Genomic DNA, 26,250 nt, shown 5'->3' with positions numbered 1-26,250 from the left:
AGGGGGACAATGATATCTAGATGACGACAAGGATTAACACAGCAATCGGAGCCGATGATGGGGCGATACTGGAGTGCAGCGGGGTCGAACGACGGTTCGGCGGCATCGTCGCTGTCACCGGTGTTGACCTCGTTATTCGACAAGGGGAAATCTTTGGACTTGTCGGTCCGAATGGCAGCGGCAAGACAACGCTAACAAACGCAATTACCGGATTTTACCCGCCAAACGAGGGCAGGGTCCGGCTGGCAGGAAACGACATTACGGGTACGGCGCCTCACAAGGTTGCCAAGCTCGGCGTTGCCAGAACGTTCCAAAATCTTGCCCTGTTCAACGGGATGAGCGTTCTGGACAACATCCTGCTCGGGCGGCACATCCACATGAGCCCAGGCGTTTTGCGTACGGCGCTATATTGGTGGGCAGCACAGCGTGAAGAAATCGAGAACCGTAAAATCGTCGAGGAGGTGATCGAGTTTCTACAGCTCGAGAGCATTCGGCATGAGTTGGTCGATGGTCTTCCGATCGGGTTGAAAAAGCGGGTCGAGCTGGCGCGGGCATTGGTGGCCGAGCCACAGATGCTGATTCTCGATGAACCGATGGCCGGCATGAACCAGGAAGAGAAAGGGTATATGTCCCGTTTCATTCTGGATGCCCGTGCCGAACGCGGCGTCAGCGTTCTGCTGATCGAACACCATATGGATGTCATCACCGGCATTTGTGATCGGATGCTGGCACTGAACTACGGTGAAATGATCGCCAGTGGCATCCCCAAGGAGGTTGTGAAGGACCCGCGGGTCATCGAGGCATATATCGGAGGGTCGCATGACTGATTTTACGAAGAACCGGTCTTCAGGCGGCGAAACGATTGGTGCACTTCTGGCGAAGAACGCGTCGCTCCACGGAAAGGATATCGCCCGTCGCGAAAAAGAGCGTGGGATATGGAAAGAAACCACCTGGGCGGAATACGCCCAAGAGGTGGTGGCCTGTGCGGCTGGGCTTGAAAAAATCGGCGTGAAGCCTGGCAAAGCAGTGCTTGTTCTGGGCGATAACCGTGCGCGGCTCTATGGCGGCATGCTGGCTGTTTCGTTGCTTGGTGCCTACGCCATGCCCGCTTATCCGGGCGCAACTCTTGAGGAACTAAGGCACTTTCTTGGCGAAGTCGAGATCGTCGCGGCCATTGCGGAAGATCAGGAACAGGTTGACAAGATCCTGGAACTGAAGGACGCGGGCGCCGAGGGCATCGACCACATCATTTATGATGAAGCGCGCGGTCTTGGCTTCTACGAGGTTGAAGGGCTGTTGTCCTGGGATCACCTGATCGAAGTTGGTCAGCACGATCTGAACGAAACCCCGGGCCTGCGTGAGGAACTGCTTAGTCGTGCGAAGCCGGAAGATCCGGCCATTTTTCTGCACTCCTCCGGAACGACGGGCGCGCCGAAGGGCATCGTACTGAGTCAGAAGAACGTTCTTGCTGCTGCTCGGAATGGACATGCGGCGGGTGCCTTCGACGAAAATGAGGAGATCCTCGCGTACTTGCCGATGGCCTGGGTGGGAGACTACGCCATAACCGTTGCCGCGGCACTCCTTTGGCGTTTCACCGTGAATGTGCCTGAGCGCCAGGAAACGGTCGTGCGCGACATGCGCGAGATCGCTCCGACCTTCTATCTGGCGGCTCCGAGAAGCTGGGACCAGATGCTGACGACAATCCAGGTGGGTATCGAAAATTCGACCCCTTTAAAGAAACGGCTGTACCATTTTTTCATGGATCGGGCCATCGCGGCGGAAACGCGCAAGCTGAATGGCAAAAGCGGCGGTGTTCTTGAGCCTTTGGGCCGACTTTTGGGCGAGGCAATCATTTTCGGTCCGGTCAAGGACCAGTTCGGAATGAGCCGACTCAAGAACGCGTTCACCGGCGGTGAAGCAATCGGCGAAGACACCTTTGTTTTCTACCGAGCCTTGGGAATCAAATTGCGCCAACTCTACGGCCAAACCGAAAACAGCGCGATCAATGCAATTCAGTCTCCGGGTGAAGTGCGCCTTCATACGGTTGGCAAACCCGCGCCCGGCGTCGAGGTGACCATCGCCGAGGACGGGGAGATCTTGGTACGCTCGGACAGCGTATTCGAAGGGTACTTCAACAAACCCGAAGCGACCGCCGAAGCCCTTGAGGGCGGGTGGCTGCATACAGGTGATGCCGGGTATTTGGAGGAAGATGGACACCTGGTTGTTCTGGGGCGCGTCTCCGAGGTCATGCATACGGCCGGAGGCGAGCGGTTTGTGCCAAACTACATCGAGAACCGGTTGAAATTCAGCCCTTATATTAAGGATGCTGCCGTAATCGGCGCCGGGCTTGACGAATTGACGGCTATGGTCTGCGTGGATTTCGAAGCCGTTGGCCACTGGGCAGAGGTGAACGGCGTGCCCTATGTGTCTTATGCCGATCTTTCTCAGCGTGAAGAGGTCGCGACGTTGCTTCGCGAGGCCTTCCAACGGGTCAACAAGGCCGTCACCGAACCATTGCGCCTGCAACGCTTTGTAAGTCTGCCGAAAGAATTCGACCCGGACGATGGTGAAATCACGCGAACCCGAAAACTGCGGAGGAAGGTCGTTCAGGAACGCTATGCCGACGTGATCGCGGCGCTCTACGACGGTTCAAAAGAGGTCCATGTAAGCGCGCAGGTGACTTACGAGACCGGGGAAGTAGGGAAGGTCGAAAGAAGCCTTCCCATCAGGGAGGTATAAATGGACTGGGTCTTTCTATCAGAGCTTGCGATCAACGGAGCCTTGACGGGTCTGCTGTACTCGCTATTCGCCATCGGCCTTGTGCTGATTTACAAGGCATCTTCGGTGCCCAATCTGGCTCAGGGCGGGTTGACCATGGTAGGGGCCTATGTGGTCCTGGCGCTGGCACGCGACGTGGGTTTACCCTTGTGGCTGGCCATCCCTCTGGCTGCGGTTGTCATGTTCGGCCTTGGGTTCGGCATTGAGCGTGTTGCTCTGCGCCGTCTCGCAGGTCGGCCGGTTGTCATGATCTTGATGCTGACACTCGGCCTCGACATTTTCCTGCGGGGTACAACGCTTGCGATTTGGGGCGGGACGTCACGTTCGATGGAATTGGGCGTCAGCTATGATCCACTGTTTTTTGACGACATCTTCATCAGCCGCATCCATCTGGTTGGTGCCGGTGTTGCGCTCGCCTTGTTTGTCGCATTCATGCTGTTTTTCCGAACCCGGACCGGGATCAAGTTGCGGGCGATCGCGGATGATTACATGGCTTCGTGGTCGGTAGGTATCTCGGTTGAACGCGGAGTTGGCCTGTCCTGGGCGCTGGCATCCGTTGTTGCCGTCGCTGCGGGCGTTATCTGGGGCGAGATTCAGGGTGTCGATCAGGCGCTGTCGCTGTTGCTTCTCAAAGGTCTGACAGTTGCCGTTCTCGGTGGTCTCGACAGTATCCTTGGCGCCGTGATCGCAGGCATCATCCTGGGCGTCGTCGAAAACGTTGTTTCTGATTTCCTCGATCCGCTTGTCGGAGGCGGAAGCCGTGAGCTTATCGTCGCCGCCGTGCTCATTCTTACCGTCATGATCCGTCCGCACGGGCTGTTCGGTCGTCACGACATCGAAAGGGTGTAAGGGATGTTTTACAGACTTTCCGGCGTCCATCACGCCAACTACGTTTCGGACAGCCGTATCTTCAAGGTGCCTGCCGACAGAAATCTGACAGCATTCATCTTTCTGATCGGTCTTGCCGCGCCATTCATCATCCCGTCGCTTTATCTGAACAGCTACATGCTTCCCTGGCTGATCTGGACGGCCGCCGCGCTTGGATTGAATCTGGTGACAGGTTGGGCAGGCCAACTTCACTTGGGTTATGCTGCGGTCATGGCCGTCGGAGCGTATTCGTCGATCCATGCCGCGCGTTTCGGGGTGCCGTGGGAATTCGCCCTGATCATCGGCGGATTGACGTCATCCGTGATCGGCAGCCTGTTTGCTTTTGCCGCTTTGCGGGTCAAGGGACTGTATCTCGCCCTTACCACTCTTGCGATGCAATTCGTGATGGACTGGGTTCTGACCCACTCTCCGGCGATCTCGGGGGGTTCACACGCGTCGCTCCAGTCACCGACATTGGCTCTGCTCGGGCAAGAGATTACCACTGATACTGGCTTCTACTATGTCGCCTTCGGCTGGTGTGTGTTGGTGACGATCTTCATGCTTAATCTCAAGCGTACTGGACTCGGTCGCGCCTTGGTCGCTGTCCGGGAAAAAGACTTTGCGGCCGCGATCCTGGGTGTGAACAGTTTCTACTACAAAATCCTCGCGTTCGCGACTTCGTCGTTCATCGCAGGCGTCAGCGGTGCGTTGCTTGTTGCCACCTTTTTCTTTCTCGCCGCACCCGAGCAATTTTCGGTTGCCGTTTCGATCCAGGTTCTTGCGATGGTGATTGTTGGCGGCCTTGGCAGCATTATCGGTTCCTATTTCGGTGTTGCCCTGATCCTTCTTGTTCCGGGTATCGTGAACGGTCTCGTCGTCACGCTGAGTGACGGGCTTGGCATGCAGATCGATGTTGAAACACTCGCTCACATCCCGAACGCAGTCTATGGCGCACTGATCGTCATTATCCTTCTGATCGAACCACTCGGTTTGGGAAAACTCTACGGCAACATCAGAGACTATCTGATGGTCTGGCCCTTCGATCAGTTCAAGAAATAGGGGAATGCCGATGCAAGAAAAAGTTGAAGCCCAGAACATTCTATCCATGAACAGCGTCGAAGTACTGTACGACAATGTAATACTGGCGATCAAAGGTGTTTCGGTCCAAGTCCCAAAGGGCGAGATGATCGCACTCTTGGGATCGAACGGAGCGGGAAAAAGCACCACGTTGAAAGCGATCAGCGGTCTTTTGAAGGCTGAGCGCGGACGCATCAGCCGAGGTGAGATAACGTTCCAGGGAGTGGACATTACCGAAGCGCTCGCGCAAGAACGCGTCGAGATGGGCATCTGTCATGTCATCGAAGGGCGGCGGGTCTTCGAACATCTGACCCCCGACGAGAACCTGACCGCCGCCGCGCCGCGCGGAATGTCCCGATCAACGCTGAATGCGGAAAAGGACAAGATCTACGGATATTTTCCGCGGCTTGCCGAACGCAAAAGTTCGCAAGCAGGCTATTTGTCGGGTGGTGAGCAACAGATGCTTGCCATTGGGCGGGCCCTCGTGACCCAGCCGAAGCTGTTGATGCTTGATGAACCAAGTCTCGGGCTTGCTCCGTTCCTGGTCGAGGAGATCTTCGGCATCTTGCAAAAGATCAATAAGGATGAGGGCCTGTCCGTCCTGCTGGTGGAACAGAACGCCCTGGCGGCTCTGGAAATCGTTTCGCAAGGGTACCTTATCGAGAACGGCCGCGTTGTTATGCACGGCACCGCCGAGGCGCTCAAATCTAACTCCGACATTCAGGAGTTCTATCTAGGCGGCGGAGAGACCGACTTTCACAACGTCAAGCACTACAGCCGACGCAAACGTTGGTTGAGTTGAGGTACTAATCAGAAGTTGTTCAGGGAGGAACAAATGAAGAAACTTACCAAAGCGTTGGCCGTATTATCAATGTTCGGCGGAGCAATGTTTGGCACCCAGACGCTGGCCGAGCCATTCAAGATCGGCATCTGCTACGATCTCAGCAAAGCCTATACCTTTGCCACGCCGCAGGTTTCGCAGGCCGCGATGGACCTTGCCAAGCTCATCAACATGAAGGGCGGCATCGGTGGGGAACCGGTCGAAGTCATCGTGCGTGACCACGGGAACGAACCGCAGCGCGGAATCGAGTGCTACTCCAAGCTCAGCCGCGAGGGCGTCTTTGTCTTCGATACCCTGTCCACTCCGGTCTCTCTGGCTATCCTGCCGCGGGCCATGGAAGACGAGCGTATCCTGATGCAGTCGCTTGTCGGCCGAGGCGATGCCGTCGACGGCACCGTTTTCGAATGGGTCTATCCGGTCGGACCGACCTATTGGGGACAGGCGGCCAATGATGTTGCCTACATAAAGCAATTGCATGATGGCGACTTGTCGGACGTGAAGGTGGGGTTTGTGTATTTCGATTATCCTTTCGGACAGGAGCCGATCGAGATCCTGGAAACCTTGTCCGAAAAAGAGGGTTTCGAGCTTGAGCTTTACCCTGTGCCACTGCCTGGCAGCGACCAGGCCGGAGTGTGGTCCAAGGTGCGCCGCGACAAGCCCGATCATGTAATCGTCTGGATGTTGGGCGGTGCGCATGTGGTCGCGTCGAAGGAGATGCAGCGCAATCGCATTCCGATGGACAAGTACATCTCGGTCAACTGGTTGAACGAAGTCGATATCGCCAACATCGGTAAAGAGGCCGCCAAGGGTATCAAGCGCGGTACCAATGTCGTGGGCGGTCAGGATATTGCCCTGTATCAGGAAATCATGGCCGAGCTTTATGACAAGGGCGAGGGGTCCGGCCCGATCGAGAAGACGCAGGACGTTTTCTACAACACCGGTCTGGCGATGTATTCAATCATGTTCGAAGCCGCGCGCAGGGCGGCAGAACAGGAAGGCCTTCCGATAACCGCGGAGTCCTACAAAGCCGGACTGGAATCTCTTGAGGGATACGACGCGAACGGGCTGATGGCCCCCATTACGGTGACGGCCGAAGATCATGGCGGCGGCGGTAAGACCCGGATCGAGATGTGGGACGGGGAGACTTGGGTGCCGCAAACCGACTGGATCTCTGAGTACACGGACGTCGTGTGGGACGTGGTGAAAGAAAGTTCCTCAAAATACGAGCAGTGAATGACCAATAGCAGGAAGGGCGACGCTACGCGGGGCGGCAGCGGCGTTTATAAGACAGTATCACCGCCCCAAACCAAACCAACGGGAGAGAGAACATGAAAGTCACACAGCAAATTAAGGCAGTGGTCCTTGCTGCTGCGCTGGCAACAAGCGCGACTGTGGCCTCAGCGCAGGACAAGGAGCCGATCCGCTTCGGACTCTGCTTCGACCTCAGCAAGTCCTACACCTTCATTTCGCCTCAGGTGGCCCAGGCCGCTCAGGACCTCGCGATGTATACCAACGAAAACGGTGGTATCGAAGGGCATCCGGTGGAAATCATCGTGCGCGATCACGGCAACGAACCGCAGCGCGGCGTGGAATGCTACGAGCAGCTCAAGCGTGAAGGTGTATTCATTTTCAACATGCTCTCGACGCCGGTCACGAATGCGGTTCTGCCCCGTGCAATGAGAGACGGTAACATCCTGATGCAATCGTTCGTCGGTCGGGGTGACGCCGTGGATGGCGAGGTGTTCGAATGGGTTTTCCCGGTCGGCCCGACCTATTGGCAGCAGGCGGCGAACGACGTTGCATTCATCAAGGAGCAGATGGGCGGTGATCTGAGCGATGCGAAGATCGGGTTCATCTATCTGGACTACCCCTTTGGCCAGGAACCGATCGAGATCCTGAAAACGCTTTCCGAGAAGGAAGGGTTCGAACTGGAGCTTTATCCCGTGCCGCTTCCCGGGTCGGATCAAGCCGGCGCATGGAGCAAAATCCGCCGCGACAAGCCCGACTATGTGATCAGCTGGCTACTGGCGGGCGGACATGTGGTCGCCTCGAAGGAAATGCGCCGCAACCGTTTCCCGATCGACCGCTATCTGTCGGTGAACTGGCTGAACGAAGTCGATATCGCCAATATCGGCGCGGAAGAGGCGAAAGGCATCCTGCGCGGGACCAACGTGGCCGGCGGCCAGGAAGTCCCGCTCGTCAAGACGATGCTGGACACCTACTATGCCAATGGCGAAGGCAGCGGCCCCGAGAGCTTGGTGCACGATGTCTACTACAACACCGGTCTTGCGATCTATTCGGTCGGTTTCGAAGCTGCCCGTATCGCGATCGAGGAGAACGGATGGCCGTTGACGCCAGAGAGCATGAAAGCGGGCTATGAAGCGATCGAGAACTTCGACGGCAACGGTCTCATGGCGCCGGTCACGGTGACCGCGGAAGACCATGGCGGCGGTGGCAAGACCCGGGTCGAACAGTGGGATGGCGAGACCTGGGTTCCGCTTACCGACTGGAGCGCCGATTACCTCGATATCGTTTGGGAAGTGATCAAGGAAAGCTCCGAGTCGTTCTCAGTCGAATGAACACAAGCATCCCCGCGGCACCCATGCCGCGGGGATTTTTCGCACAAATACAGTCCATGAATAACGAAGTTAATGCTATGAGCCCCATTGATGTGAAGATCGAAGACGGCATCGCAACCGTCTGTATCAACCGGCCCGAACGCAAGAACGCACTTTCCGTGGCCGCAACGAACGGGCTGACGGATGCCTGGGAGAAGATCGAGGCGGATGACAGCATTCGCGCGGCAATACTGACCTCGGCCGATTGCGGCGTGTTCTGTGCCGGGCTGGATCTGAAGGAAGCCACCCAGATCGCGCGGGACGAGGGTGTCGATATCCTGTCCAAGATGCGCGATCCGTTTCACGAAACCATGCGCGCCTGCAAGAAACCGATCATCGCGGCGATGACCGGGTCTTTGATGGCGGGCGGCATGATGCTGACCTTGAATTGCGATCTGCGGGTCGGTCTCAAGGGGACCAAGGTCGGTATCACCGAAGTAAAGATCGGTCGTGGATCGCCCTGGGCATCGCCGGCATTGTCCATGCTGCCACAGCCCATCCTTATGGAGATCGTTCTGACCGGCGACCTGATGCCGATCGAGCGCCTGCACGAATACGGGTTCACCAACTATATCGAAGACACCCCCGATGCTGTCCGCGCACGGGCCTTCGACCTTGCCAAACGCATTGCCAGCGCGGCCCCGCTGTCGGTTGTTGCCGCGAAAGGCAGTGTTCGCGCAACCATGGATCTGGGCTGTGCCGGTGGTCTGGAAGAGGGCAAGCGCCTGCACGAAGTGGTTTACGCCAGCAACGACGCGATTGAAGGCCCCAAGGCCTTCGCTGAAAAACGAGCACCCGTCTGGACTGGGACCTGATGGAGGCTTGAATGACTGAACTTATTCGTCTGGACAGGGAAGGCCCTGTCGGAATCCTGCGGTTTCTTCAGCCGACAAAACGCAACCCTTACAGCATCGGGTTCGTCGAAGAACTGGTGGCGCTCCTGCGCGAAGCCGAACGGGACGATACGATCCGTGTCGTTGTTATGACCGGTGGCGATCATTTCAGCAGCGGCGGCGATCTTGTCGGGTTTCAGTCTGAGATCGCGAAAGGCGCAAGGGCGACATCGGAAATGGTGGACCGCGTGCACGATGGCGGACGCGCGGCCTATCTGTTTTGTAAACCCTTGATTTCCGCGGTATGCGGCGTGGCTTTTGGCGCGGGTCTAAGCCTGGCCTTGTCGGCGGACATTGTCGTTGCTGCCGAAGATGCCCGGCTGTGCGAAGTTTTTGCGCGCGTCGGCGGCTGTCCTGACACGGGATCTAGCTGGCTGCTTCAACAGCGTGCCGGTGCGGGGGTGGCGCGGATGCTGGTGCTCACGGGCCGTGAAATCGACGGGCGCACCGCTAGGGACCTGCGCGTTGTCGAAGAATGCGTGCCGGCCAACCAGGTCGAGGTACGGGCGTTGGAAATTGCCCGCGAGATTGCAACGCACCCGATGTTTGGCGTTCAGACCGCCAAGCGTGTGATGCGCGCCGCAGCCGAGTGCAGCTATCTCGAGGCGCTGGATATCGAGCGCGATGCCCAAAGCGTTTTGCTGTGCGCGCATGACTTTCCCGAGGCGATGAAAGCGTTTTCGGAAAAAAGAGCTCCAGAATTCAAAGACCGTTAGCTCGGTTGAAACCTTATCGCAAAACTCAAGGAGACCACGCCAATGAAGGTACTCGTGCCGGTGAAACGCGTGATCGACTACAACGTGAAGGTCCGCGTCAAGGCGGATGGCAGCGGTGTCGATCTCGCCAACGTCAAGATGTCGATGAACCCGTTCGACGAGATCGCCGTCGAAGAGGCGATCCGCCTGAAGGAAAAGGGCGCTGCCGAAGAGGTCGTCGCCGTCTCGATCGGCGTCAAGCAGGCGCAGGAAACCCTGCGCACCGCGCTGGCCATGGGCGCCGACCGCGCCATCCTGGTGGTTGCCGCCGATGACGTGCACCAGGACATCGAGCCGCTGGCGGTGGCCAAGATCCTGGCCAAGGTCGTCGAAGAGGAAGAGCCCGGCCTGGTGATCTGCGGCAAGCAGGCCATCGACAACGACATGAACGCAACCGGCCAGATGCTGTCGGCGCTGATGGGCTGGAGCCAGGCGACCTTTGCCAGCGAGCTGAACATCGAAGGCGACGACGCCGTGGTGACCCGCGAGGTCGATGGCGGCCTGCAGACCATCAAGGTAAAGATGCCCACGGTCGTCACCGTCGACCTGCGCCTGAACGAGCCGCGCTATGCCTCGCTGCCCAACATCATGAAGGCCAAGAAAAAGCCGCTGGATGAAAAGACCGCCGCCGATTACGGCGTCGACGTCACCCCGCGCCTGACCGTGGTCAAGACGTCCGAGCCGGCCGAACGCGCCGCCGGTGAAATGGTGGGTTCGGTCGACGAGCTCGTGTCGAAACTCAAGGAAAAGGGGGCGGTGTGATGGCTGTTCTTCTTCTTGCCGAAGTCAACAATGGCGAACTGTCGATGGACGCGACGGCCAAGGCCGTGGCCGCTGCCAAGGACCTGGGTGACGTGACCGTGCTGTGTGCCGGCGCCTCGGCCGCCGATGCCGCGAAAGAGGCCGCCACCATCGACGGCGTGGCCAAGGTGCTGGTCGCCGAAGACCCCGCGCTGGGTCATCGCCTGGCGGAATCGACCGCCGACCTGATCGTGGGCCTGGCCGGTGACTACGACCACATCGTCGCGCCCGCCACCACCGACGCCAAGAACGTGCTGCCGCGCGTGGCCGCGCTGCTGGACGTGATGATGCTGACCGATGTTTCGGCCGTCGTCGACGCCGACACGTTCGAGCGCCCGATCTATGCAGGCAACGCGATCCAGACCGTGAAATCGTCGGATGCGAAAAAGGTGATCTCGTTCCGCACCGCCAATTTCGACGCGGCGGGCACCGGCAACTCGGCCTCGGTCGAAACGGTGGACGGCGCGCAGGCGTCGGGCCTGTCGCAATGGGTCGAGGACAAGGTTGCCGAAAGCGACCGGCCCGAACTGACCTCGGCCGGCGTGGTCGTGTCGGGTGGCCGTGGCGTCGGCTCGGAAGACGATTTCGCGCTGATCGAGAAACTGGCCGACAAGCTGGGCGCCGCCGTTGGCGCATCCCGCGCCGCCGTCGACTCGGGCTTTGCCCCGAACGACTGGCAGGTGGGCCAGACCGGCAAGGTGGTCGCCCCCGACCTTTACATCGCCGTCGGCATTTCGGGCGCGATCCAGCACCTTGCGGGCATGAAGGACAGCAAGATCATCGTCGCCATCAACAAGGACGAAGAGGCACCGATCTTCCAGGTCGCCGATTACGGCCTGGTCGCCGACCTGTTCGAAGCCGTGCCCGAACTGACCGAAAAGTTGTAAGTCATTGCAAAAATTATAAAAAGGCCCGCCTGATTTGTCGGGCCTTTTTGTACGAGCCGAATGGGCGGCGAGCGGATCGGACGGACTAGGATGCGCGCGGTCCTAAGCCTTGTGACGCCTCGTCAGAACGGCTCCGGTTCATTGTCAAGAAGCAAAACACTTGTTAGATTTTGGCTCAACACAAGCTTGAATCGATAGGAAAAATTCATGTCTCTGATCAAGAACTCCCCTAGCTGGGCAGTGGATGAACACAAGATGTTCGCCGATAGTACACGCAGGCTTTTCGATGCAGAGATGGCTCCGAAGATTGAAAAATGGGCGGAGCAGGGAATTGTTGACCGCGACTTCTGGAAAACAGTCGGTCAGCAGGGTGTCATGGGTGGCTCGATTGCCGAAGAATATGGTGGGTTCGGTGGCGGCATCGGGTTCGACGCGATTACCGTCTACGAGCAGGGGCGCACCGGTGATACGGGTTGGGGCTATGGGATTCAGTCCATCGTAATCCATTATCTCAACGCATATGGCAGTGAGGAACAGAAGAAAAAGTGGTTGCCGAAACTGGTCAGCGGCGACAGCGTTGCGGCGATTGCCATGACCGAGCCTGGAACGGGCTCTGACCTCCAGAACGTACAAACCTATGCGGAAAAGGATGGCAACCACTACAAGATCAACGGTTCGAAGATCTTTATCACAAACGGGCACACGGCGGATCTCGTTGTTATCGTGGCAAAGACCGATCGCAACGCCGGCGCTAAGGGCGTTTCATTGATCGTTCTGGAAACCGAGGGCACCGAGGGCTTTCGCCGGGGACGGAACCTGAAGAAACTGGGTATGAAAGGTTCGGATACTGCTGAGCTGTTCTTCGAGGATGTGCGCGTGCCCACGGCGAACCTGCTTGGTCCGGAAGAGGGGCAGGGGTTCTACCAGCTGATGAAGCAGCTGCCTTGGGAGCGGCTGATGATCGGCATTACCGCCCTCGGTTTTATTGATTTTGCGATCGATGAAACGGTGAAATATGTTCAGGACCGCAAGGCATTTGGAAGCCGGATCATGGACTTCCAGAATACACGCTTCAAACTGGCGGAATGCAAAACCAAGGCCGAATTGCTACGTTCTTTCGTAAATGACGGGATCGCGCGTCTTGAAGCGGGCGAACTTGATGCGGCCACGGCTTCGATGGCGAAATGGTGGGGCAGCCAGACGCAGAACGAGGTCATGCATGAATGCCTGCAACTTCACGGCGGTTACGGTTTCATGATGGAATACCCCATCGCGCGACTTTATGCCGACAGCAGGGTCCAGATGATCTATGGCGGCACCAACGAGATCATGAAGGAACTGATCGCACGTTCGCTGGATGTTTGATCCGTCGGGTGCCGGGTCGGAGACTAGTCGCCCCCCGGACCGATGATCTCGTCGTTGTGTTCGCCCAGTCCGGGGGCGGGGCGCAGGTCATGCCGCGCCGGTGTCGCCGAGAATCGAATGGGCGGGCGTGTCATCCAGATCGTACCTTCGGTGGGGTGTTCGACCTTCTGAAAGAAACCGGTTACGGAAAGGTGCGGATCGTTCGGCAGATCCGACAGGGTGTTCACCGGCATGGCGGGAATGTCGGCCTGCTCCATCAGGGCCAGCCAGTCGGCGGTTGTCCGCGTCAGCGCAATCCGAGCAACCATGTCGTAAAGGGCGCCGATGTTACGGCTGCGGGTGTCCATGTCGGTGACCCAGACGTGGTTGATCATGTCGTCGCGCCCGACCGTCTTGAAAAACCGCGCCCATTGGGCGTTGGTATAGGGCAGGATCGTGATGAACCCGTCCGCCGTCTGGAGCGGGCGGCGGTGCGGCACCAACATGCGGGCATATCCGAAATTCCTCGGCACCTCGTCGAATGTCGCGCCGTCCATGTGTTCGGCCAGCAGAAACGCCGTCAGCGTTTCGAACATCGGCACCTCGACATGCTGTGCCTGGCCCGTGCGTTCCCGATGAAACAGGGCTGCCATGACGGCATAAGCCGTGGTAACACCGCCAAGCTTGTCGGCAAGAATGGTCGGGGAATAATCGGGTTTTGCCTCTGGATCGCGAAGGGTGGGCAGGCTGGCCAAACCCGAAACCGCCTGGACGATGTCATCAAAGGCCGGTTTCGAAGCGTAAGGCCCGTCCTGCCCGTATCCGGTTGCAGAAACCGTGATCAGGCTCGGGTTCTCGTTCCGTAAGGTTTCCGGATCCAAAGACAATCTGGCAAGCGCCGCGGGCCGGATGCTTGAAATCATCACATCGGCATCGACCAGCAACTTGCGCAGACGGTCGCGATCGGCTTGCGTTTTCAGGTCGAGTACGACGCTGCGCTTGTTGCGGTTGGCCCCTAGAAACGCAGCGCCCATCAACCTGTGCCGCGATGGCTGAACCTGGCGCAGAAGATCGCCCTCGGGCGCTTCCACCTTGATCACATCCGCTCCCAGATCTCCCAGCATCTGCGTGGCCAGAGGACCGAAGATGATCGACGTCAGGTCGATGATCCTGACGCTTTGCAGGATTGCGGTGTTCTTTGCATTGGTCATGGGTTGATTTCCTGTTCTAGGAACGAGAACCGAATTCCGCGCGAATGGCCGCTCCATCGGCGTCCAATGCGGGGGACGGTCCGATCGCGGCTTCGGTGCTGCCGCGTCGTATCGGGGGCATTGCGATGCTGACAGGTCCCGAGGGCGTGCCGATGGTCGCCCGATCAAGTTGCGGGTGATCCGACAGCGCGGCAACGTCGTTCACCGCCGCCGATGCAATGCCCGCGCCATCGAGCAGCTTCAACAATTCGGCACGTTCGTGCGCGCCGAACACGGTCTTGATAAGCTCTTCGAGTTCCGATTTGTGCGCGATCCTGGCTGAATTATCATGGAATCGCGGATCATCGGCCAAGGCCGGGTCGCCGAGAATCTGTACGCAGAACCGGTTCCATTCGCGGCTGTTCTGGACCGAGATGACGACCTGTTCACCGCCTCGGCAGTGGAATGCGCCGTAGGGGCATATGACAGAGTGACCAAGCCCGGTTCTGGGCGTGGGCTGATTGGCATAGTCGTGAAAAAGAAGCGGAACCGCCATCCAGTCCGCCATGACGTCGAACATGGCCACCGAGAGGCCGCTGCCCTTGCCGGTTCGATCACGCCCGACCAGCGCTTCGCAGATCCCGGCATGGGCTGTCATGCCGGTGGCGATATCGCAGACCGACACGCCGACCCGCCCCGGTCCATCCGGCGTGCCGGTCACCGATGCCAGGCCGCTTTCGCATTGCACCAGAAGATCATAGGCCTTGGCGTTGCGCATCGGGCCGTCCTCTCCGTAGCCGGTGATGTCGCAGGTCACCAGACGCGGAAACCTCTCTCGCAGACTTGCGGAATCGAGCCCGAGCTTGGCCAGCGCGCCGGGCAGCAGGTTCTGAATAAACACATCCGCGTTTTCCAGCATCCTGAGCAGGATTTCACGGTCTTCGTCGGCTTTAATGTCCAAGGCGACCGATTCTTTGCCTCGGTTCAGCCATGTGAAATAGGCGCTTTCACCGTTGGCGGCGGTATCGTAGGCGCGGGCGAAATCGCCGGCTCCCTTGCGTTCGATCTTGATCACACGCGCGCCGGCATCGGCCAGCCGCGAGGAGCAAAAAGGCGCGGCGACTGCCTGTTCCAGCGCAACGACGAGTTTGCCGGAAAGGGGGGCTAAATCTGAACCTGGCATGAGTTTCTCTCAATTGATCCTGAAAGGTTGACTAAATCTAACAATTGTTAGAAACATAATCAATACGATTAGACAAAGACTGGATCGCTTGAAGGAGAACGCCGGTGCAGGACGCCAAACGACCAGACCAGTTTTTCCAACGCGCGCTGGCAGAGGGAGAGATCCTGCTGCCCAAGTGCGACGACTGCGGGGGATATCACTTTTTCCCGAGAGTCCTGTGTCCCCATTGTCATGGCAGCGCGATTTCTTGGAAGAAGGCTAGCGGCAAGGGACGGGTCCACACCACAACAGTTGTGCGCCGAAAGCCCGAACGGGGCGGCGATTACAACGTATGCGTCGTCGAGCTGGATGAGGGTGTCCGGATGATGAGCCGGGTCGAGGGCATTGCTCCGGGTGAGGTCGCCATCGACATGCCGGTAACCGCCTTCGTGGGCGAGGCCGAGGGTGTTCCGGCCGTGCTTTTCAAGCCGTCGGAGGGATAAGCCATGACCACTGAACTTCGGGGGAAATCCGCCATCGTAGGTACCGGTCATGCCGGTTTCGGAGAAGCCCATGGCCTGACGGCCTATGATGTCATGGCGCAATCTGCGCTTGCGGCGCTTGGCGATGCCGGGCTGAAACTGTCCGACGTCGACGGGCTGTTTTGCACCATGATGGAAGACAGCATGCCGGCGCTTATGGCGGCGGAGTATCTGGGCATCCAGCCCCGTTTCATTGATGGCACGATGTCGGGCGGTTCGTCTTTCGTAAACTACCTGACGTCCGCGACCATGGCGCTGGACGCCGGTCTGTGTGATGTCGCGCTGATTGTTTATGGCTCCAACCAGCGCACCGCGTCGGGCAGACTCGTGACCGCTTCACGTCCGCCGGCCTACGAGGCGCCGTATAATCCGCGCTATCCGATCTCGGCCTATGCGATGGCGGCGGCGCGGCACATGCATGAATATGGCACCACCCGCGAACAGCTGGCCGACGTGGCCGTTGCTGCGCGGGCCTGGGCGCAGCACAACCCCGAAGCGTTCGAGCGCGGCCCGCTGACCCGCGAGGACGTGTTGGGTGCGCGCATGGTGGGCGATCCATTGACCGTGCGCGACTGTTGTCTTGTCACCGACGGCGGCGGCGCGATCGTAATGGTCCGCGCGGACCGCGCCCGGGATTTCCCGAAGGCGCCTGTCTATGTGCTGGGCAGTGCTGCGGCAAGCTCGCACCGGCAGATTTCGCAGATGAAGGATTTCACCGTGACCGCAGCCCGCGACTCGGGCGCGCGCGCCTTTGCGACGGCCGGCGTGACCCCTGCGGATATCCAGGCGGTCGAGCTCTATGATGCCTTCACCATCAATACCATCCTGTTTCTTGAAGATCTGGGGTTCTGCGCCAAGGGCGATGGCGGGGCCTTTGTCCAGGGCGGGCGCATCGCGCCTGGCGGGGCCTTGCCGGTGAACACGAATGGCGGAGGCCTGTCCTGTGTGCACCCCGGGATGTACGGTATCTTCACAGTGATCGAGGCTGCTCGTCAGATCCGTGGCGACGCGCCGGGCATTCAGTTGAAGGATATTGATCTGGCGCTGGCGCATGGCAACGGCGGTGTGCTGTCCAGTCAGGTCACGGCCATACTTGGATCGCAAAACACGCTCTGACGGCAACTAAGGGAGGAAAGATCATGCCACTGGATTTCGAAGCACTTTCGAATTGGGATTTCGAAGAGATCAAGCAGACTCTGACCGAGCGGGATACCATCCTTTACGCACTCGGGCTGGGGTTCGGCGAAGATCCGACAGACAAGAAAGAACTGGCCTTTGTCTATGAGGACGGTCTGAAGGCGGTTCCCTCGATGGCGGTCATTTTGGGGTATCCCGGCTTCTGGCTGCGCGATCCCAAGACCGGCGTAAACTGGCAAAAAGTGCTGCACGGAGAACAGTGGCTCGACATCTACAAGCCGCTGCCGACACATGGCCGGATTGTCGGCCGCAGCCAGATCGACTTCATCTCGGACAAGGGCGAGGGCAAGGGCGCTGTGATCTATCAAAGCCGCGAGATCATCGACGCGGACAGCGGCGACAAGCTGGCACGCGTCGCGATGTCGGCCTTCGCCCGGGGCGACGGCGGATTCGGCGGCGAGAACAGGCCCGGCCCGACGCCGGCGGTGCTGCCGGACCGGGTGCCCGATCACATATGTGATATCGAGACGCTTCCGCGCCAGGCGCTGATCTACCGGCTCAGCGGCGACATGAACCCGCTGCATGCCGACCCCGATGTCGCGCGGTCGGTCGGGTTCGACCGCCCGATCCTGCACGGTTTGGCGACCTATGGTCTGGCCGCCCGGGCGATTCTCAAGACGTTGCTGGACTATGATTCTGCCCGGCTTGTCGGTCTGGATGTTCGGTTCTCGGCTCCGGTCTATCCCGGCGAAACCGTGCGGTTCGAAATCTGGGAAGAGGACGGCGAGGCCCGGTTTCGAGCGTCTATTCCTGCACGCGACGTGGTTGTTCTGAACAACGGCGCGGCGCGCTTTGCCTGAGGCAGTGAAGATGGCTCAACCGCTCAAGGATATCCTGGTGCTGGATTTCAGCACACTTCTTCCCGGTCCGATGGCGACGCTCATGCTGTCCGAGGCTGGCGCCGAAGTGATCAAGTTCGAACGGCCCGGAGCCGGCGAGGACGCGCGCCACACGGAGCCAAAGATCGACGGAGAGAGCATCGGATTTGCTGTGTTGAACCACGGCAAGCGATCGGTGGCCATCGACCTCAAGTCAAGGGGCGCAGTGGAACGTCTGCGCCCCTTGATCGAGAAGGCCGATGTTCTGGTAGAGCAGTTTCGTCCCGGCGTGATGGACCGGCTGGGGCTTGGTTATGAAGCGGTGCGAAAGATCAATCCCGGTCTCATCTATTGTTCGATCACCGGCTATGGCCAGACCGGACCAAAGGCCAGCGCCGCCGGCCACGATCTCAACTACGTCGGTGATGCGGGTATCCTGTCGCTCAGTCGCGGACCGGATGACCAGCCAACAGCCCCGTTCGGGCTGGTCGCCGATATCGGAGGCGGAACCTATCCTGCGGTGATGAATATCCTGCTGGCCCTGATTGCGCGGCAGGCAAGCGGGCAGGGGACGCATCTGGATATCGCAATGGCCGAGGGGGCGTTCGCCTTTGCCTATTGGGCCCATGCCGAAGGTGTGATTGCCGGGCAGAACATCGAAAGCGGTGGCAGCCGTCTGACGGGTGGCCTGGCCCGGTATCGGCTTTATACGGCTGCGGACGGGCGTCAGATCGCCGTCGGCGCGTTGGAAGAAAAGTTCTGGCAGTCGTTCTGCGATGTCATTGGTTTGCCGGTGGCCCTTCGCGATGACTGGTCCGATCCAAATGCCTGTGCCGCAGAGGTTGCACGTCGTCTGAGGGAACACCCCTCGACCCATTGGGAGCCTTTGCTGGCTGCGGCAGATTGCTGCTGTTCGGTCGTGAAGACGCCCGCCGAGGCGGCGCGTGGCCCGCATTTCAAAGCGCGTGACGTGTTCGGGCGGACCGTAAAAATCTCCGGCCGGGACGCGCCCGCTTTGCCGCTGCCAATTGCCCCGGAGTTCCGTTCTTCCGGAAATTCGGTCGGAGTTGCAGCCACTCTGGGCGAAGACAATACGCGTTATGGCTTGGACCAACCAAAGACAGAGTAAATCCCGTTGACGGGCAGGTTTTGAATCGGTAATCTAACAATTGTTAGAAAAAAGGAGGGTCCAATGGACAAGTCTGACGATGACCTGCCGACTGAAGCTGAGCGTTATGTCATGCCATCGCGCTTTGTGGAAAGCGATAGCTTGGAAGTGCAGGGTTTCGTGACATCGGCTTTGCGTGATCTTCCTGTGGGCGCAACCAATCGAGATAAGGCGATCCGCCTGTTCGAAGCGGTGCGCGACGATATTCGCTATGATCCCTATTGTTTTGCGCTGGATGAGGACTCTTACCGTGCCAGCCGTATCGCTGGGGCGGAAGCGGCGTTTTGCGTTCCCAAGGCAATTCTTCTGGCGGCTTGTTTGCGTGCTGTGGGTATCCCTGCCGCTCTGGGGTTCGCGGATGTGCGCAACCACCTGAATACACCCAAGTTGCAGGAGTTGATGGGGACCGATCTCTTTATCTACCACGGCTATGTTCAGCTGTGGTTGGGGAATGAGGCCTACAAGGTGACACCTGCATTCAACATGGAACTGTGTGAAAGATTCGGGGTCAAACCCCTGGTCTTCGACGGCTATCACGACGCGCTCTTTCATGAGTTCGACGAACAGAATCACCGGCACATGGAATATGTGAACGACCGTGGTCTCTATTTCGACGCGCCGATGGGTGAGTTCCTGGTGGCGTTCAAGCAAACCTATCCGAAGCTGGAAGAATTCAACCGCATCCGAATATCCAAGGATGCGAGCGGATACGATGACGGTTTCGCAAAGGAGGGTGCCTCTTGAGGTATCTGGAAGACTTCTCGCCGGGCCAAGTCTATCGCTTTCGCAGCGCTCCGATGAGCGCGGATTCAATAAAGGCCTTTGCCAAGGAATGGGATCCGCAGCGGCTGCACACCGATGAAGACTATGCAACCGCCATACATGGCAGCCTGATCGCCTCGGGCTTTCAGACCATGCTTGAGGTGTTCAAGCCGGTCATGACCGAGATGATGGTCGATGTTGCCAATATCGGCGGCATGGGCTTTGACAATTTGCGCTGGCTGCGGCCTGTGCACCCGAACGAACCCCTTGATGTCGAACTGACGGTCAACTCGGTCACACCGTCAAAAAGCAAGCCCGACAGAGGTGTTTTGCACTATACGCTCAGCGCCAGAAACCCCGAGGGCGAGGTCGTTTTTTCGACCGACACCCCCGTGATGATCCAGCGAAAACAAAATGACACAAACTGATATCCTTTCCAGCGAACAAGAAGACCTTCGCCTGTTGCGCGAGAGCGTGCGCACGTTGTTTGAACGGGCGGGCGGAAGTGACAGAGCCCGACAACTCCGTGATGCCGGGGGCGGTTTCGATCCGGAGATGGTCCGGGAACTGGCCGAGGCCGGTGTTTTCGGCGTGGCGGTGCCCGAAGATCAGGGCGGGCTTGGCATGGGCCTAGCCGCCGGGGGTGTCATCGCCGAGGAAGTCGGCCGTGTGATTGCCCCGGAACCGGTCGTGTCGACGATCGGTCTGAGCCTCGGCCTTCTGCGCCGCCTTTGTCCGGATCATCCGAAGATGGCACAGCTCATCGGCGGCGAAATTTCATTGGCGGTTGCCTGGCAGGAACGCGGCCCCGACGGGGCGCCTGCCGATGCGACCTGCCGATACGCGGACGGAAAGCTGACCGGTAGCAAGGCCTGGGTCGTCGGTGCGATCGGTTCGCACGGGTTCCTTGTCGTGGCCGAACAGGATGATGGTCCGGTTCTGGTTCTGGCTGAGGCAGACGCGCAGGGGCTTGTCATCGACAAGCGGACGCAGGCGGATGGCAGCTCTCTGGGCGAGCTTTCGTTTTCGGGAACTCCGGCCGCGGAATTGGCCAGCAGCGGTGCGGTTCTCACTGCACTGGCCGAGGCTGTCGCCGATGCAACGGCGCTTGCCGCGGCCGAGCTTGTCGGCCTGAGCGAGCGCGCCTTCGAGATCACGCTCGACTACATCAAGACGCGGGAGCAGTTCGACAAGCCGATCGGATCATTCCAGGTCATCCAGCACCGTGCCGTCGACCTCAACGTGATGTGCGAGGTCGCGCAGGCCGGAGTGCGGGAGGCGCTTGCGCAGATGGACAGCGAAACCGATCCGAAGGTTCGGGCCCCGATTGCCAGCCGCGCCAAAGCGCGCGCCGTCACGGCCGCCAAGAAAATCACCCGCGACGCCATCCAGCTGCACGGGGCCGTCGGGTACACGGATGAGTTCGATATCGGGCTCTACCTGAACCGGGCGCTGGTGCTGTCGGCCTGGTTGGGCGACGATGCCTATCACAGGCGGATATGGTTCGAGGCACGCGAAGCAGAGGGGGCAGCACAATGACCGACTGGAACGCTATGACCGATGCAGAGTTCCGCAAAGAAGTGCGCCAGTTCTTCGAGGCGGAATATCCCGAGGAGCTGCGTCACCTGCCGCACCGACCGAAGTTCGCCGAGATCGAACATTGGCACCGCAAGCTTCACGCCAAGGGCTGGGTCGCGCCAGCCTGGCCCGCTGAATTCGGCGGTATGGGGCTGAACGCCGCCAAGTTGCTGATCTTTTACGAAGAGCAGCAGCGCTGGGGCGTCAATCGCGGCCGCGACATGGGCGTGCAGATGGTCGGGCCGCTGATCATCAAATTCGGCACCCAGGAACAAAAAGATTACTGGCTGCCGCGTATCCTGAGTTGCGAAGATATCTGGTGTCAGGGCTATTCGGAACCCGGCGCCGGGTCCGATCTGGCGAACCTGCGCACACGCGCAGAGATTGACGGCGACGACTTTGTCATCAACGGACAGAAGATCTGGACCACGATGGCGCATGACGCCACGCATATTTTCATGCTGGTGCGCTCCGATCCCGATGCGCCGAAGAAACAGCAGGGCATCAGTTTCCTGCTCGCTCCGATGGATCAACCCGGAGTCGAGGTGCGCACCATCACGACCCTGTCGGGCGAGACCGAGTTTTGCGAGGTCTTCTTTGACAATGCACGGACGCCCCGCGAGAACCTCGTGGGCGAGCTGAACAAGGGTTGGACGATGGCCAAGGCTCTCTTGAGCTTCGAACGCATTTTCATCGGTTCGCCAAGTCTGGCCCAGAACGCTCTGGGACAGCTTGAAAGCTTTGCCCGTGGCCGTGGCGCGTTTGACGATCCGGTGTTCCGTGACCGCTTTGCCCAGGCGGCACTGGATGTGGAAGATCATGCCGCGCTTTATGCCCGTTTTGCAGATCAGCTCAAACGTGGCGAGACGCTCGGTGCGGATGTGTCCATGCTGAAGATTTGGGTGACTGAATGCTTCCAGCGCATCACCGAGCTGATGATCGAAGCAGCCGGTCCCGATGGCGGCTCCATCGGGCCGCTTCAGGTCGGCAACGTAAGTGTCGATGTTCTGGCGAGTTTCTACAAGGCCAGACCTACCACGATCTACGGTGGATCGAACGAAATCCAAAGAAACATCCTGTCCAAGGCCGTCCTGGGACTGCCTGGCTGACTCAATACCCCACGGAGGAAATAGAACCATGTCGGATCGTTATGCAAAATACGATAAACTGAAATTTGACTACCCGGCGGATCGCGTCCTGCGCATCACGTTCGACCGGCCCGAGACATTCAACTCGGTCGATGCCGAAACCCACACTCAGATGACGGACATGTGGATCGATATCGACCGTGACCCAGACATCAATTCGGTCATCGTGACCGGTGCGGGCAAGGCATTTTCCGCCGGGGGTGATTTCAGCCTGATCGAAAACATGATTGGCAATTCGCACGAGATCATGAAGACGTGGAAAGAAGCCAAGGATCTCGTCTATAACATCATCAACTGCAACAAGCCGATCATTTCCGCGATCAATGGCCCTGCGGCCGGCGCAGGCCTTGTGGTTGCCATCCTGGCCGACATCTCGATCGCCGGAAAGAAGGCCAAGATTGTCGATGGTCATCCCCGCCTTGGTGTTGCCGCCGGTGACGTCGCGGCGATTATCTGGCCGCTGCTGACCTCGATGGCCAAGGCGAAATACTATCTGATGACCTGCAAGCCGGTGTCGGGCGAAGAGGCCGAGCGTATCGGTCTGGTATCAATGTGCGTCGAGGATGACGAGCTGCAGCAGATCGCGCTGGATACAGCCGTCGAACTGGCCAACGGCTCGCAAAGCGCGATTCGCTGGACCAAGTATTCGCTGAACAACTGGCTGCGCCAGGCCGGGCCGATCTTTGATGCGTCGACCGCGCTGGAGATGCTTGGCTTCATGAGCGAGGACGTCAAGGAAGGTGTGTTGTCGCACCGCGAGAAGCGCGCGCCGAACTTCCGTAAGGACTGCCCGCTTTAACGCCCGATTGGACGAGGAGGCATGGAAATGTCTGATGATATCTACAAAGATATAGCTCAAGCCTATGCCGCTGCGGCCGAAAAAGCTCCTGGCCTGAAATCGCGATTTACGGCTGCCGGATTCGATCCGGCAGCTGTCACATCGGTGGCGGACCTCTCGCGTCTTCCAGTGATGAAAAAAGAAGAGCTTCTGAAGATCCAGCGCGAGAACCCGCCCTTTGGCGGGTTCCTGGCCTCGGATCTGAAGGATGTCGGGCGGATCTACGTGTCCCCCGGCCCGATTTTCGAACCGGCCCTTTCGGACGGTGGCGGCCACGGCCTTGACCGGCTGTTCAAGGCGGCAGGCGTGGGGCCGGGGGATATCATCCTGAACACCTGGATGTATCATCTGGTGCCCGCGGGGCTTTTGTTCGACGAAGCGGCACAGGCCGCAGGCGCCACGGTGATCCCCGGAGGCGTCGGCAATACGGAGCTTCAGGCACAGATCATCGCCGAAACCGGCGTGACTTCGATCTGCGCTTCGACCGCGTTTTTCCTGACGCTGGCGGACAAGGTGATCGAAACCTATGGCCGCGACGCATGGAAGGTGAAGACAGCCTTCCTCGGCGGTGAGATGGGCGACTGGATGGCCAAGCGCCGCCGGATCGAGGCCGAATACGGCGTGTCCACCTGGGCCGCCTATGCCACCGCCGATCTGGGCCTTGTCGCCTATGAGGATGGCGGCGAAGGCTACCTGGTTCATCCCGACCGCGTGGTGCAGATCTGCGATCCGGTCAGCGGCGAACAGGTCGCTCATGGCGAACCTGGCGAGGTTGTCGTGACCGCGCGCGATGCCACCTGGCCGATGATCCGGTTCGGCACCGGCGACAGCGCCTTTGCCCTGGAAAGCAACGCGGATGGCACCGTCAGCCGGATTTCAGCATTGCAGGGACGGGTCGGGGCAGCGGTCAAAGTGCGCGAGATTTTCGTTTATCCGCGCGTGGTTGAAGAAGTTGTCATCGGCACGCCGGGCGCAAAGGCCGCGCAGGCCGTGGTAACGCGCGAGAACGATCGCGACATGATCCGCCTCTCGCTTGTGCTGGAAGACGGTGCCGACGCTTCCGCCGCAGAAGCAGCCGCCGCTGATACCTTCAAACTGCATGCACGAATTCGTGCTGACGAGGTGAACATTGTTTCGGAACTACCCGAAAATGCAGAACTGATCGTCAACCAAAAAGACCGCTGAGATCGGGTTCTGTGCGCTTTGCCTGAATCCGACCTTTTAGCCGACACTGGCACGCGGGTTTTCGTGGACCCAAGACTTTCAACTTGGCGAAGGTCTTGGGGATCCCGGCCCCGCGCGCCCGTGGGGTGTCGCGGAAAGCGGCACAGGTCAAACGTGGTCGAAATCGACTGTCAGTTTTTTGGTTTTCGGACGGGCCTGGCAGGTCAGGACAAAGTTCTCCTTCAACTACCAAGGCTCCAAAGCATAGTTCAGCGTCATCTCTGCCTCGCCTTCGATAACTTTGGCGCGGCAGGTGGAACACATTGCGCCCTTGCAGCAATAGGGTAGTTCGATACCTGCTGCGGCGGCGGAGACCACGCTTTCCTGATCAGGTGTCATCACAAAGCTGCGGGCGGTGCCATCATGGATCGCCGTGACCTGAACTCCTTCTCCAGTGGCGGCTTCCGCCGTAAGCGGCGCAAGCGTGACGGTGGCGGTATTGTCAGCATCGGCGGGAGCGAACAGCTCGTCATGAAAACGGTTCTCTTCAACGCCTAGGTCGCGGAGCGCGGTCTTGAGTTCCTGAATCATCTCGGCGGGGCCGCAAAGAAAAGCATCTTCTATTTCTGCCGGAGCGAACAGGGCACCGGAGAACTTGCGCAGCTTTTCCGCATCAAGCCGGCCCGAGAATAGTGGGGAATCGGTGCCTTCGCGCGTCAGTGTATGAAAAAGAGAGAACCGTCCGGGATAGGTATCCTTGAGATCGTTCAATTCGTCGCGGAAGATGATGGAACTTAGCGTTCGACTGCCGTAAAAAAGGATGAAGTTGGCCCCGGCCTCGGTGGCAAGCACCGAGCGGATGATCGAAATGATTGGAGTAGTTCCACTGCCCGGGGCCAGGGCGAGATAGGTGCGTGGTCCGCCTTGTCGTATCTTTGATCCGAATGTGCCTTCGGGCGTCATGACATCAAGTTCGGTGCCCGGTGGCAGTTCGCTATGAACGAAAGAGGAAAACGCTCCGCCTTCCAGCAGCTTGACCAGAACGCGCAACTCGCCATCGTCTCGGCCGGAGCTGACCGAATAGCATCGCCGCACACCATCGATATCATCGGCACGGCGCAGCGTGACGTACTGGCCCGGGATGAATTGATAGTCGTCCGCCAGATCTTCGGGATTGGGCGAGCATTTCGCCGAACTGCTGGCGGGGCAGGATGTCGACGTCACATTGGCCGCCCGCCGCGTCGCCCGCTTGTCTGAGCTTTCCGCAAAGATAGCGGCGGAAGGGGGGCAGGCCGATGTGATAGAGATGGACGTGGCGGACCCGAAGTCGGTGGAAGCCGCGCTGAAGGGACGGGTCTTTGACACTGTCATCAACAATGCCGGAACGACGGCATCTCTTCCCGCATTGGAACACGGGCCGGCCGAAATCGACGCGATCATAGACACAAATCTCAAGGGCGCATTTCATGTCGCACGTATCGCCGCCAAAGCGATGATTGATGCCGGACGCGGGGGCTGTATCGTCAATGTCGCCTCGTTTCTGGGCACACGGGTGGCCAGCCATGTGTCCGCCTATGCCGCGTCCAAGGAAGGGCTGATTCAACTGACCCGGTCTCTGGCGCTTGAATGGGCGCGGCATGGCATCCGGGTGAATGCCATCTGCCCCGGTTATATCGAAACCGACCTGAACCGTGAGTTTTTTGCCACTGACGCGGGACAGGCATTGATCAAACGCGTCCCGCAGCGCCGGTTGGGGCATGATCCGTTGGCCGCCCCCCCCCGGACCGGGGGCCTACGATAAGGCGACCGGGAATCCCCGGCC

Annotated in this window: 26 protein-coding genes; 23 read left to right on the top strand and 3 right to left on the bottom strand. The window is 59.2% G+C overall.

Annotated features, from left to right (window positions below; translation table 11 throughout):
• Window positions 1-20: 20 nt before the first annotated feature.
• From I3253_RS14260 to I3253_RS14205, 12 genes are all read left to right on the top strand, one after another.
• On the top strand, window positions 21-827 hold the full coding sequence (locus tag I3253_RS14260) for an ABC transporter ATP-binding protein (protein WP_136340174.1): 807 nt from the start codon (window positions 21-23) through the stop codon (window positions 825-827).
• A complete protein-coding gene (locus I3253_RS14255) occupies window positions 820-2,739 on the top strand; it encodes an AMP-dependent synthetase/ligase (RefSeq protein WP_197918534.1) in 1,920 nt (639 codons plus the stop codon). The genes I3253_RS14260 and I3253_RS14255 overlap by 8 nt, the downstream gene beginning before the upstream one ends.
• Window positions 2,740-3,627: a branched-chain amino acid ABC transporter permease gene (locus I3253_RS14250; protein WP_050685832.1), complete on the top strand. Its 888-nt coding sequence runs from the start codon at window positions 2,740-2,742 to the stop codon at window positions 3,625-3,627.
• 3 nt (window positions 3,628-3,630) lie between these two features.
• On the top strand, window positions 3,631-4,704 hold the full coding sequence (locus I3253_RS14245) for a branched-chain amino acid ABC transporter permease (RefSeq protein ID WP_028095207.1): 1,074 nt from the start codon (window positions 3,631-3,633) through the stop codon (window positions 4,702-4,704).
• A 10-nt stretch (window positions 4,705-4,714) separates the two neighbouring features.
• Window positions 4,715-5,524 carry an ABC transporter ATP-binding protein gene (locus I3253_RS14240; RefSeq protein WP_050685932.1) on the top strand — a complete coding sequence of 270 codons (810 nt, stop codon included), beginning with the start codon at window positions 4,715-4,717 and terminating at the stop codon, window positions 5,522-5,524.
• 33 nt (window positions 5,525-5,557) lie between these two features.
• Entirely contained in the window at window positions 5,558-6,796 is a 1,239-nt protein-coding gene (locus I3253_RS14235) for an ABC transporter substrate-binding protein (RefSeq protein WP_027264306.1), read from the top strand.
• Between the two features lie 95 nt (window positions 6,797-6,891).
• The gene (locus tag I3253_RS14230) at window positions 6,892-8,142 is read left to right on the top strand and encodes an ABC transporter substrate-binding protein (RefSeq protein ID WP_027264307.1); all 1,251 of its coding nucleotides are present in this window, start codon (window positions 6,892-6,894) and stop codon (window positions 8,140-8,142) included.
• Window positions 8,143-8,219: 77 nt separating this feature from the next.
• Complete coding sequence (locus I3253_RS14225; RefSeq protein ID WP_027264308.1) at window positions 8,220-8,996, top strand: enoyl-CoA hydratase/isomerase family protein; 777 nt, start codon at window positions 8,220-8,222, stop codon at window positions 8,994-8,996.
• An 11-nt stretch (window positions 8,997-9,007) separates the two neighbouring features.
• Window positions 9,008-9,790, top strand: a complete 783-nt coding sequence (locus I3253_RS14220; RefSeq protein WP_027264309.1) for an enoyl-CoA hydratase/isomerase family protein — start codon at window positions 9,008-9,010, stop codon at window positions 9,788-9,790.
• A 42-nt stretch (window positions 9,791-9,832) separates the two neighbouring features.
• A complete protein-coding gene (locus tag I3253_RS14215) occupies window positions 9,833-10,591 on the top strand; it encodes an electron transfer flavoprotein subunit beta/FixA family protein (RefSeq protein WP_027264310.1) in 759 nt (252 codons plus the stop codon).
• The gene (locus I3253_RS14210; protein ID WP_027264311.1) at window positions 10,591-11,517 is read left to right on the top strand and encodes an FAD-binding protein; all 927 of its coding nucleotides are present in this window, start codon (window positions 10,591-10,593) and stop codon (window positions 11,515-11,517) included. Before I3253_RS14215 ends, I3253_RS14210 begins: the two co-directional genes overlap by 1 nt.
• Before the next feature lie 207 nt (window positions 11,518-11,724).
• Complete coding sequence (locus tag I3253_RS14205; RefSeq protein WP_027264312.1) at window positions 11,725-12,882, top strand: acyl-CoA dehydrogenase family protein; 1,158 nt, start codon at window positions 11,725-11,727, stop codon at window positions 12,880-12,882.
• A gap of 23 nt (window positions 12,883-12,905) precedes the next feature.
• Here the strand turns inward: I3253_RS14205 and I3253_RS14200 are convergent, their stop codons facing one another.
• Window positions 12,906-14,072 carry a CaiB/BaiF CoA transferase family protein gene (locus I3253_RS14200; protein ID WP_027264313.1) on the bottom strand — a complete coding sequence of 389 codons (1,167 nt, stop codon included), beginning with the start codon at window positions 14,070-14,072 and terminating at the stop codon, window positions 12,906-12,908.
• Between the two features lie 16 nt (window positions 14,073-14,088).
• On the bottom strand, window positions 14,089-15,234 hold the full coding sequence (locus tag I3253_RS14195; protein WP_027264314.1) for a CaiB/BaiF CoA transferase family protein: 1,146 nt from the start codon (window positions 15,232-15,234) through the stop codon (window positions 14,089-14,091).
• 104 nt (window positions 15,235-15,338) lie between these two features.
• On the opposite strand from I3253_RS14195, the gene I3253_RS14190 reads away from it, so the two are divergent.
• The 10 genes from I3253_RS14190 (at window position 15,339) to I3253_RS14145 (ending at window position 24,449) form a co-directional block, all read left to right on the top strand.
• Window positions 15,339-15,716, top strand: a complete 378-nt coding sequence (locus tag I3253_RS14190) for a Zn-ribbon domain-containing OB-fold protein (protein WP_027264315.1) — start codon at window positions 15,339-15,341, stop codon at window positions 15,714-15,716.
• A 3-nt stretch (window positions 15,717-15,719) separates the two neighbouring features.
• Entirely contained in the window at window positions 15,720-16,871 is a 1,152-nt protein-coding gene (locus I3253_RS14185; protein WP_027264316.1) for a thiolase, read from the top strand.
• A 23-nt stretch (window positions 16,872-16,894) separates the two neighbouring features.
• Window positions 16,895-17,752, top strand: a complete 858-nt coding sequence (locus tag I3253_RS14180; protein ID WP_027264317.1) for a MaoC/PaaZ C-terminal domain-containing protein — start codon at window positions 16,895-16,897, stop codon at window positions 17,750-17,752.
• 10 nt (window positions 17,753-17,762) lie between these two features.
• Window positions 17,763-18,899: a CaiB/BaiF CoA transferase family protein gene (locus I3253_RS14175; protein ID WP_197918532.1), complete on the top strand. Its 1,137-nt coding sequence runs from the start codon at window positions 17,763-17,765 to the stop codon at window positions 18,897-18,899.
• A 63-nt stretch (window positions 18,900-18,962) separates the two neighbouring features.
• The gene (locus I3253_RS14170) at window positions 18,963-19,682 is read left to right on the top strand and encodes a transglutaminase-like domain-containing protein (RefSeq protein WP_152467118.1); all 720 of its coding nucleotides are present in this window, start codon (window positions 18,963-18,965) and stop codon (window positions 19,680-19,682) included.
• Window positions 19,679-20,128 carry a MaoC family dehydratase gene (locus I3253_RS14165; RefSeq protein WP_136340184.1) on the top strand — a complete coding sequence of 150 codons (450 nt, stop codon included), beginning with the start codon at window positions 19,679-19,681 and terminating at the stop codon, window positions 20,126-20,128. The genes I3253_RS14170 and I3253_RS14165 overlap by 4 nt, the downstream gene beginning before the upstream one ends.
• On the top strand, window positions 20,115-21,239 hold the full coding sequence (locus I3253_RS14160) for an acyl-CoA dehydrogenase family protein (protein WP_136340185.1): 1,125 nt from the start codon (window positions 20,115-20,117) through the stop codon (window positions 21,237-21,239). The genes I3253_RS14165 and I3253_RS14160 overlap by 14 nt, the downstream gene beginning before the upstream one ends.
• The gene (locus I3253_RS14155) at window positions 21,236-22,387 is read left to right on the top strand and encodes an acyl-CoA dehydrogenase family protein (protein WP_152467119.1); all 1,152 of its coding nucleotides are present in this window, start codon (window positions 21,236-21,238) and stop codon (window positions 22,385-22,387) included. Before I3253_RS14160 ends, I3253_RS14155 begins: the two co-directional genes overlap by 4 nt.
• Window positions 22,388-22,415: 28 nt before the next feature.
• Window positions 22,416-23,225 carry an enoyl-CoA hydratase/isomerase family protein gene (locus tag I3253_RS14150; protein ID WP_028095226.1) on the top strand — a complete coding sequence of 270 codons (810 nt, stop codon included), beginning with the start codon at window positions 22,416-22,418 and terminating at the stop codon, window positions 23,223-23,225.
• 27 nt (window positions 23,226-23,252) lie between these two features.
• Window positions 23,253-24,449: a phenylacetate--CoA ligase family protein gene (locus I3253_RS14145; protein WP_232237126.1), complete on the top strand. Its 1,197-nt coding sequence runs from the start codon at window positions 23,253-23,255 to the stop codon at window positions 24,447-24,449.
• A gap of 225 nt (window positions 24,450-24,674) precedes the next feature.
• On the opposite strand, the gene I3253_RS14140 is transcribed toward I3253_RS14145, so the two are convergent.
• Window positions 24,675-25,652, bottom strand: coding sequence for an FAD-binding oxidoreductase (locus tag I3253_RS14140; protein WP_168733229.1), 978 nt, complete (start codon window positions 25,650-25,652; stop codon window positions 24,675-24,677).
• Between I3253_RS14140 and I3253_RS14135 the strand changes: the two genes are divergently transcribed.
• On the top strand, window positions 25,603-26,229 hold the full coding sequence (locus tag I3253_RS14135; RefSeq protein ID WP_197918530.1) for an SDR family NAD(P)-dependent oxidoreductase: 627 nt from the start codon (window positions 25,603-25,605) through the stop codon (window positions 26,227-26,229). The two genes, I3253_RS14140 and I3253_RS14135, sit on opposite strands and share 50 nt — an antisense overlap.
• The last annotated feature ends 21 nt before the right edge of the window (window positions 26,230-26,250 follow it).

This window comes from Thiosulfatihalobacter marinus, from assembly GCF_016019955.1.
GTDB lineage: Bacteria > Pseudomonadota > Alphaproteobacteria > Rhodobacterales > Rhodobacteraceae > Shimia > Shimia marinus_A.
Note: the sequence above shows the minus strand (reverse complement) of the source record. Positions and strands in the feature narration are given on the sequence as shown.

What these genes read in the sequence shown, in the direction of transcription:
- I3253_RS14260 (WP_136340174.1), top strand. Translation starts at nt 21, where the DNA reads ATGACGACAAGGATTAACACAGCAATCGGAGCCGATGATGGGGCGATA.
- I3253_RS14255 (WP_197918534.1), top strand. Translation starts at nt 820, where the DNA reads ATGACTGATTTTACGAAGAACCGGTCTTCAGGCGGCGAAACGATTGGT.
- I3253_RS14250 (WP_050685832.1), top strand. Translation starts at nt 2,740, where the DNA reads ATGGACTGGGTCTTTCTATCAGAGCTTGCGATCAACGGAGCCTTGACG.
- I3253_RS14245 (WP_028095207.1), top strand. Translation starts at nt 3,631, where the DNA reads ATGTTTTACAGACTTTCCGGCGTCCATCACGCCAACTACGTTTCGGAC.
- I3253_RS14240 (WP_050685932.1), top strand. Translation starts at nt 4,715, where the DNA reads ATGCAAGAAAAAGTTGAAGCCCAGAACATTCTATCCATGAACAGCGTC.
- I3253_RS14235 (WP_027264306.1), top strand. Translation starts at nt 5,558, where the DNA reads ATGAAGAAACTTACCAAAGCGTTGGCCGTATTATCAATGTTCGGCGGA.
- I3253_RS14230 (WP_027264307.1), top strand. Translation starts at nt 6,892, where the DNA reads ATGAAAGTCACACAGCAAATTAAGGCAGTGGTCCTTGCTGCTGCGCTG.
- I3253_RS14225 (WP_027264308.1), top strand. Translation starts at nt 8,220, where the DNA reads ATGAGCCCCATTGATGTGAAGATCGAAGACGGCATCGCAACCGTCTGT.
- I3253_RS14220 (WP_027264309.1), top strand. Translation starts at nt 9,008, where the DNA reads ATGACTGAACTTATTCGTCTGGACAGGGAAGGCCCTGTCGGAATCCTG.
- I3253_RS14215 (WP_027264310.1), top strand. Translation starts at nt 9,833, where the DNA reads ATGAAGGTACTCGTGCCGGTGAAACGCGTGATCGACTACAACGTGAAG.
- I3253_RS14210 (WP_027264311.1), top strand. Translation starts at nt 10,591, where the DNA reads ATGGCTGTTCTTCTTCTTGCCGAAGTCAACAATGGCGAACTGTCGATG.
- I3253_RS14205 (WP_027264312.1), top strand. Translation starts at nt 11,725, where the DNA reads ATGTCTCTGATCAAGAACTCCCCTAGCTGGGCAGTGGATGAACACAAG.
- I3253_RS14200 (WP_027264313.1), bottom strand. Translation starts at nt 14,072, where the DNA reads ATGACCAATGCAAAGAACACCGCAATCCTGCAAAGCGTCAGGATCATC.
- I3253_RS14195 (WP_027264314.1), bottom strand. Translation starts at nt 15,234, where the DNA reads ATGCCAGGTTCAGATTTAGCCCCCCTTTCCGGCAAACTCGTCGTTGCG.
- I3253_RS14185 (WP_027264316.1), top strand. Translation starts at nt 15,720, where the DNA reads ATGACCACTGAACTTCGGGGGAAATCCGCCATCGTAGGTACCGGTCAT.
- I3253_RS14180 (WP_027264317.1), top strand. Translation starts at nt 16,895, where the DNA reads ATGCCACTGGATTTCGAAGCACTTTCGAATTGGGATTTCGAAGAGATC.
- I3253_RS14175 (WP_197918532.1), top strand. Translation starts at nt 17,763, where the DNA reads ATGGCTCAACCGCTCAAGGATATCCTGGTGCTGGATTTCAGCACACTT.
- I3253_RS14170 (WP_152467118.1), top strand. Translation starts at nt 18,963, where the DNA reads ATGGACAAGTCTGACGATGACCTGCCGACTGAAGCTGAGCGTTATGTC.
- I3253_RS14160 (WP_136340185.1), top strand. Translation starts at nt 20,115, where the DNA reads ATGACACAAACTGATATCCTTTCCAGCGAACAAGAAGACCTTCGCCTG.
- I3253_RS14155 (WP_152467119.1), top strand. Translation starts at nt 21,236, where the DNA reads ATGACCGACTGGAACGCTATGACCGATGCAGAGTTCCGCAAAGAAGTG.
- I3253_RS14150 (WP_028095226.1), top strand. Translation starts at nt 22,416, where the DNA reads ATGTCGGATCGTTATGCAAAATACGATAAACTGAAATTTGACTACCCG.
- I3253_RS14145 (WP_232237126.1), top strand. Translation starts at nt 23,253, where the DNA reads ATGTCTGATGATATCTACAAAGATATAGCTCAAGCCTATGCCGCTGCG.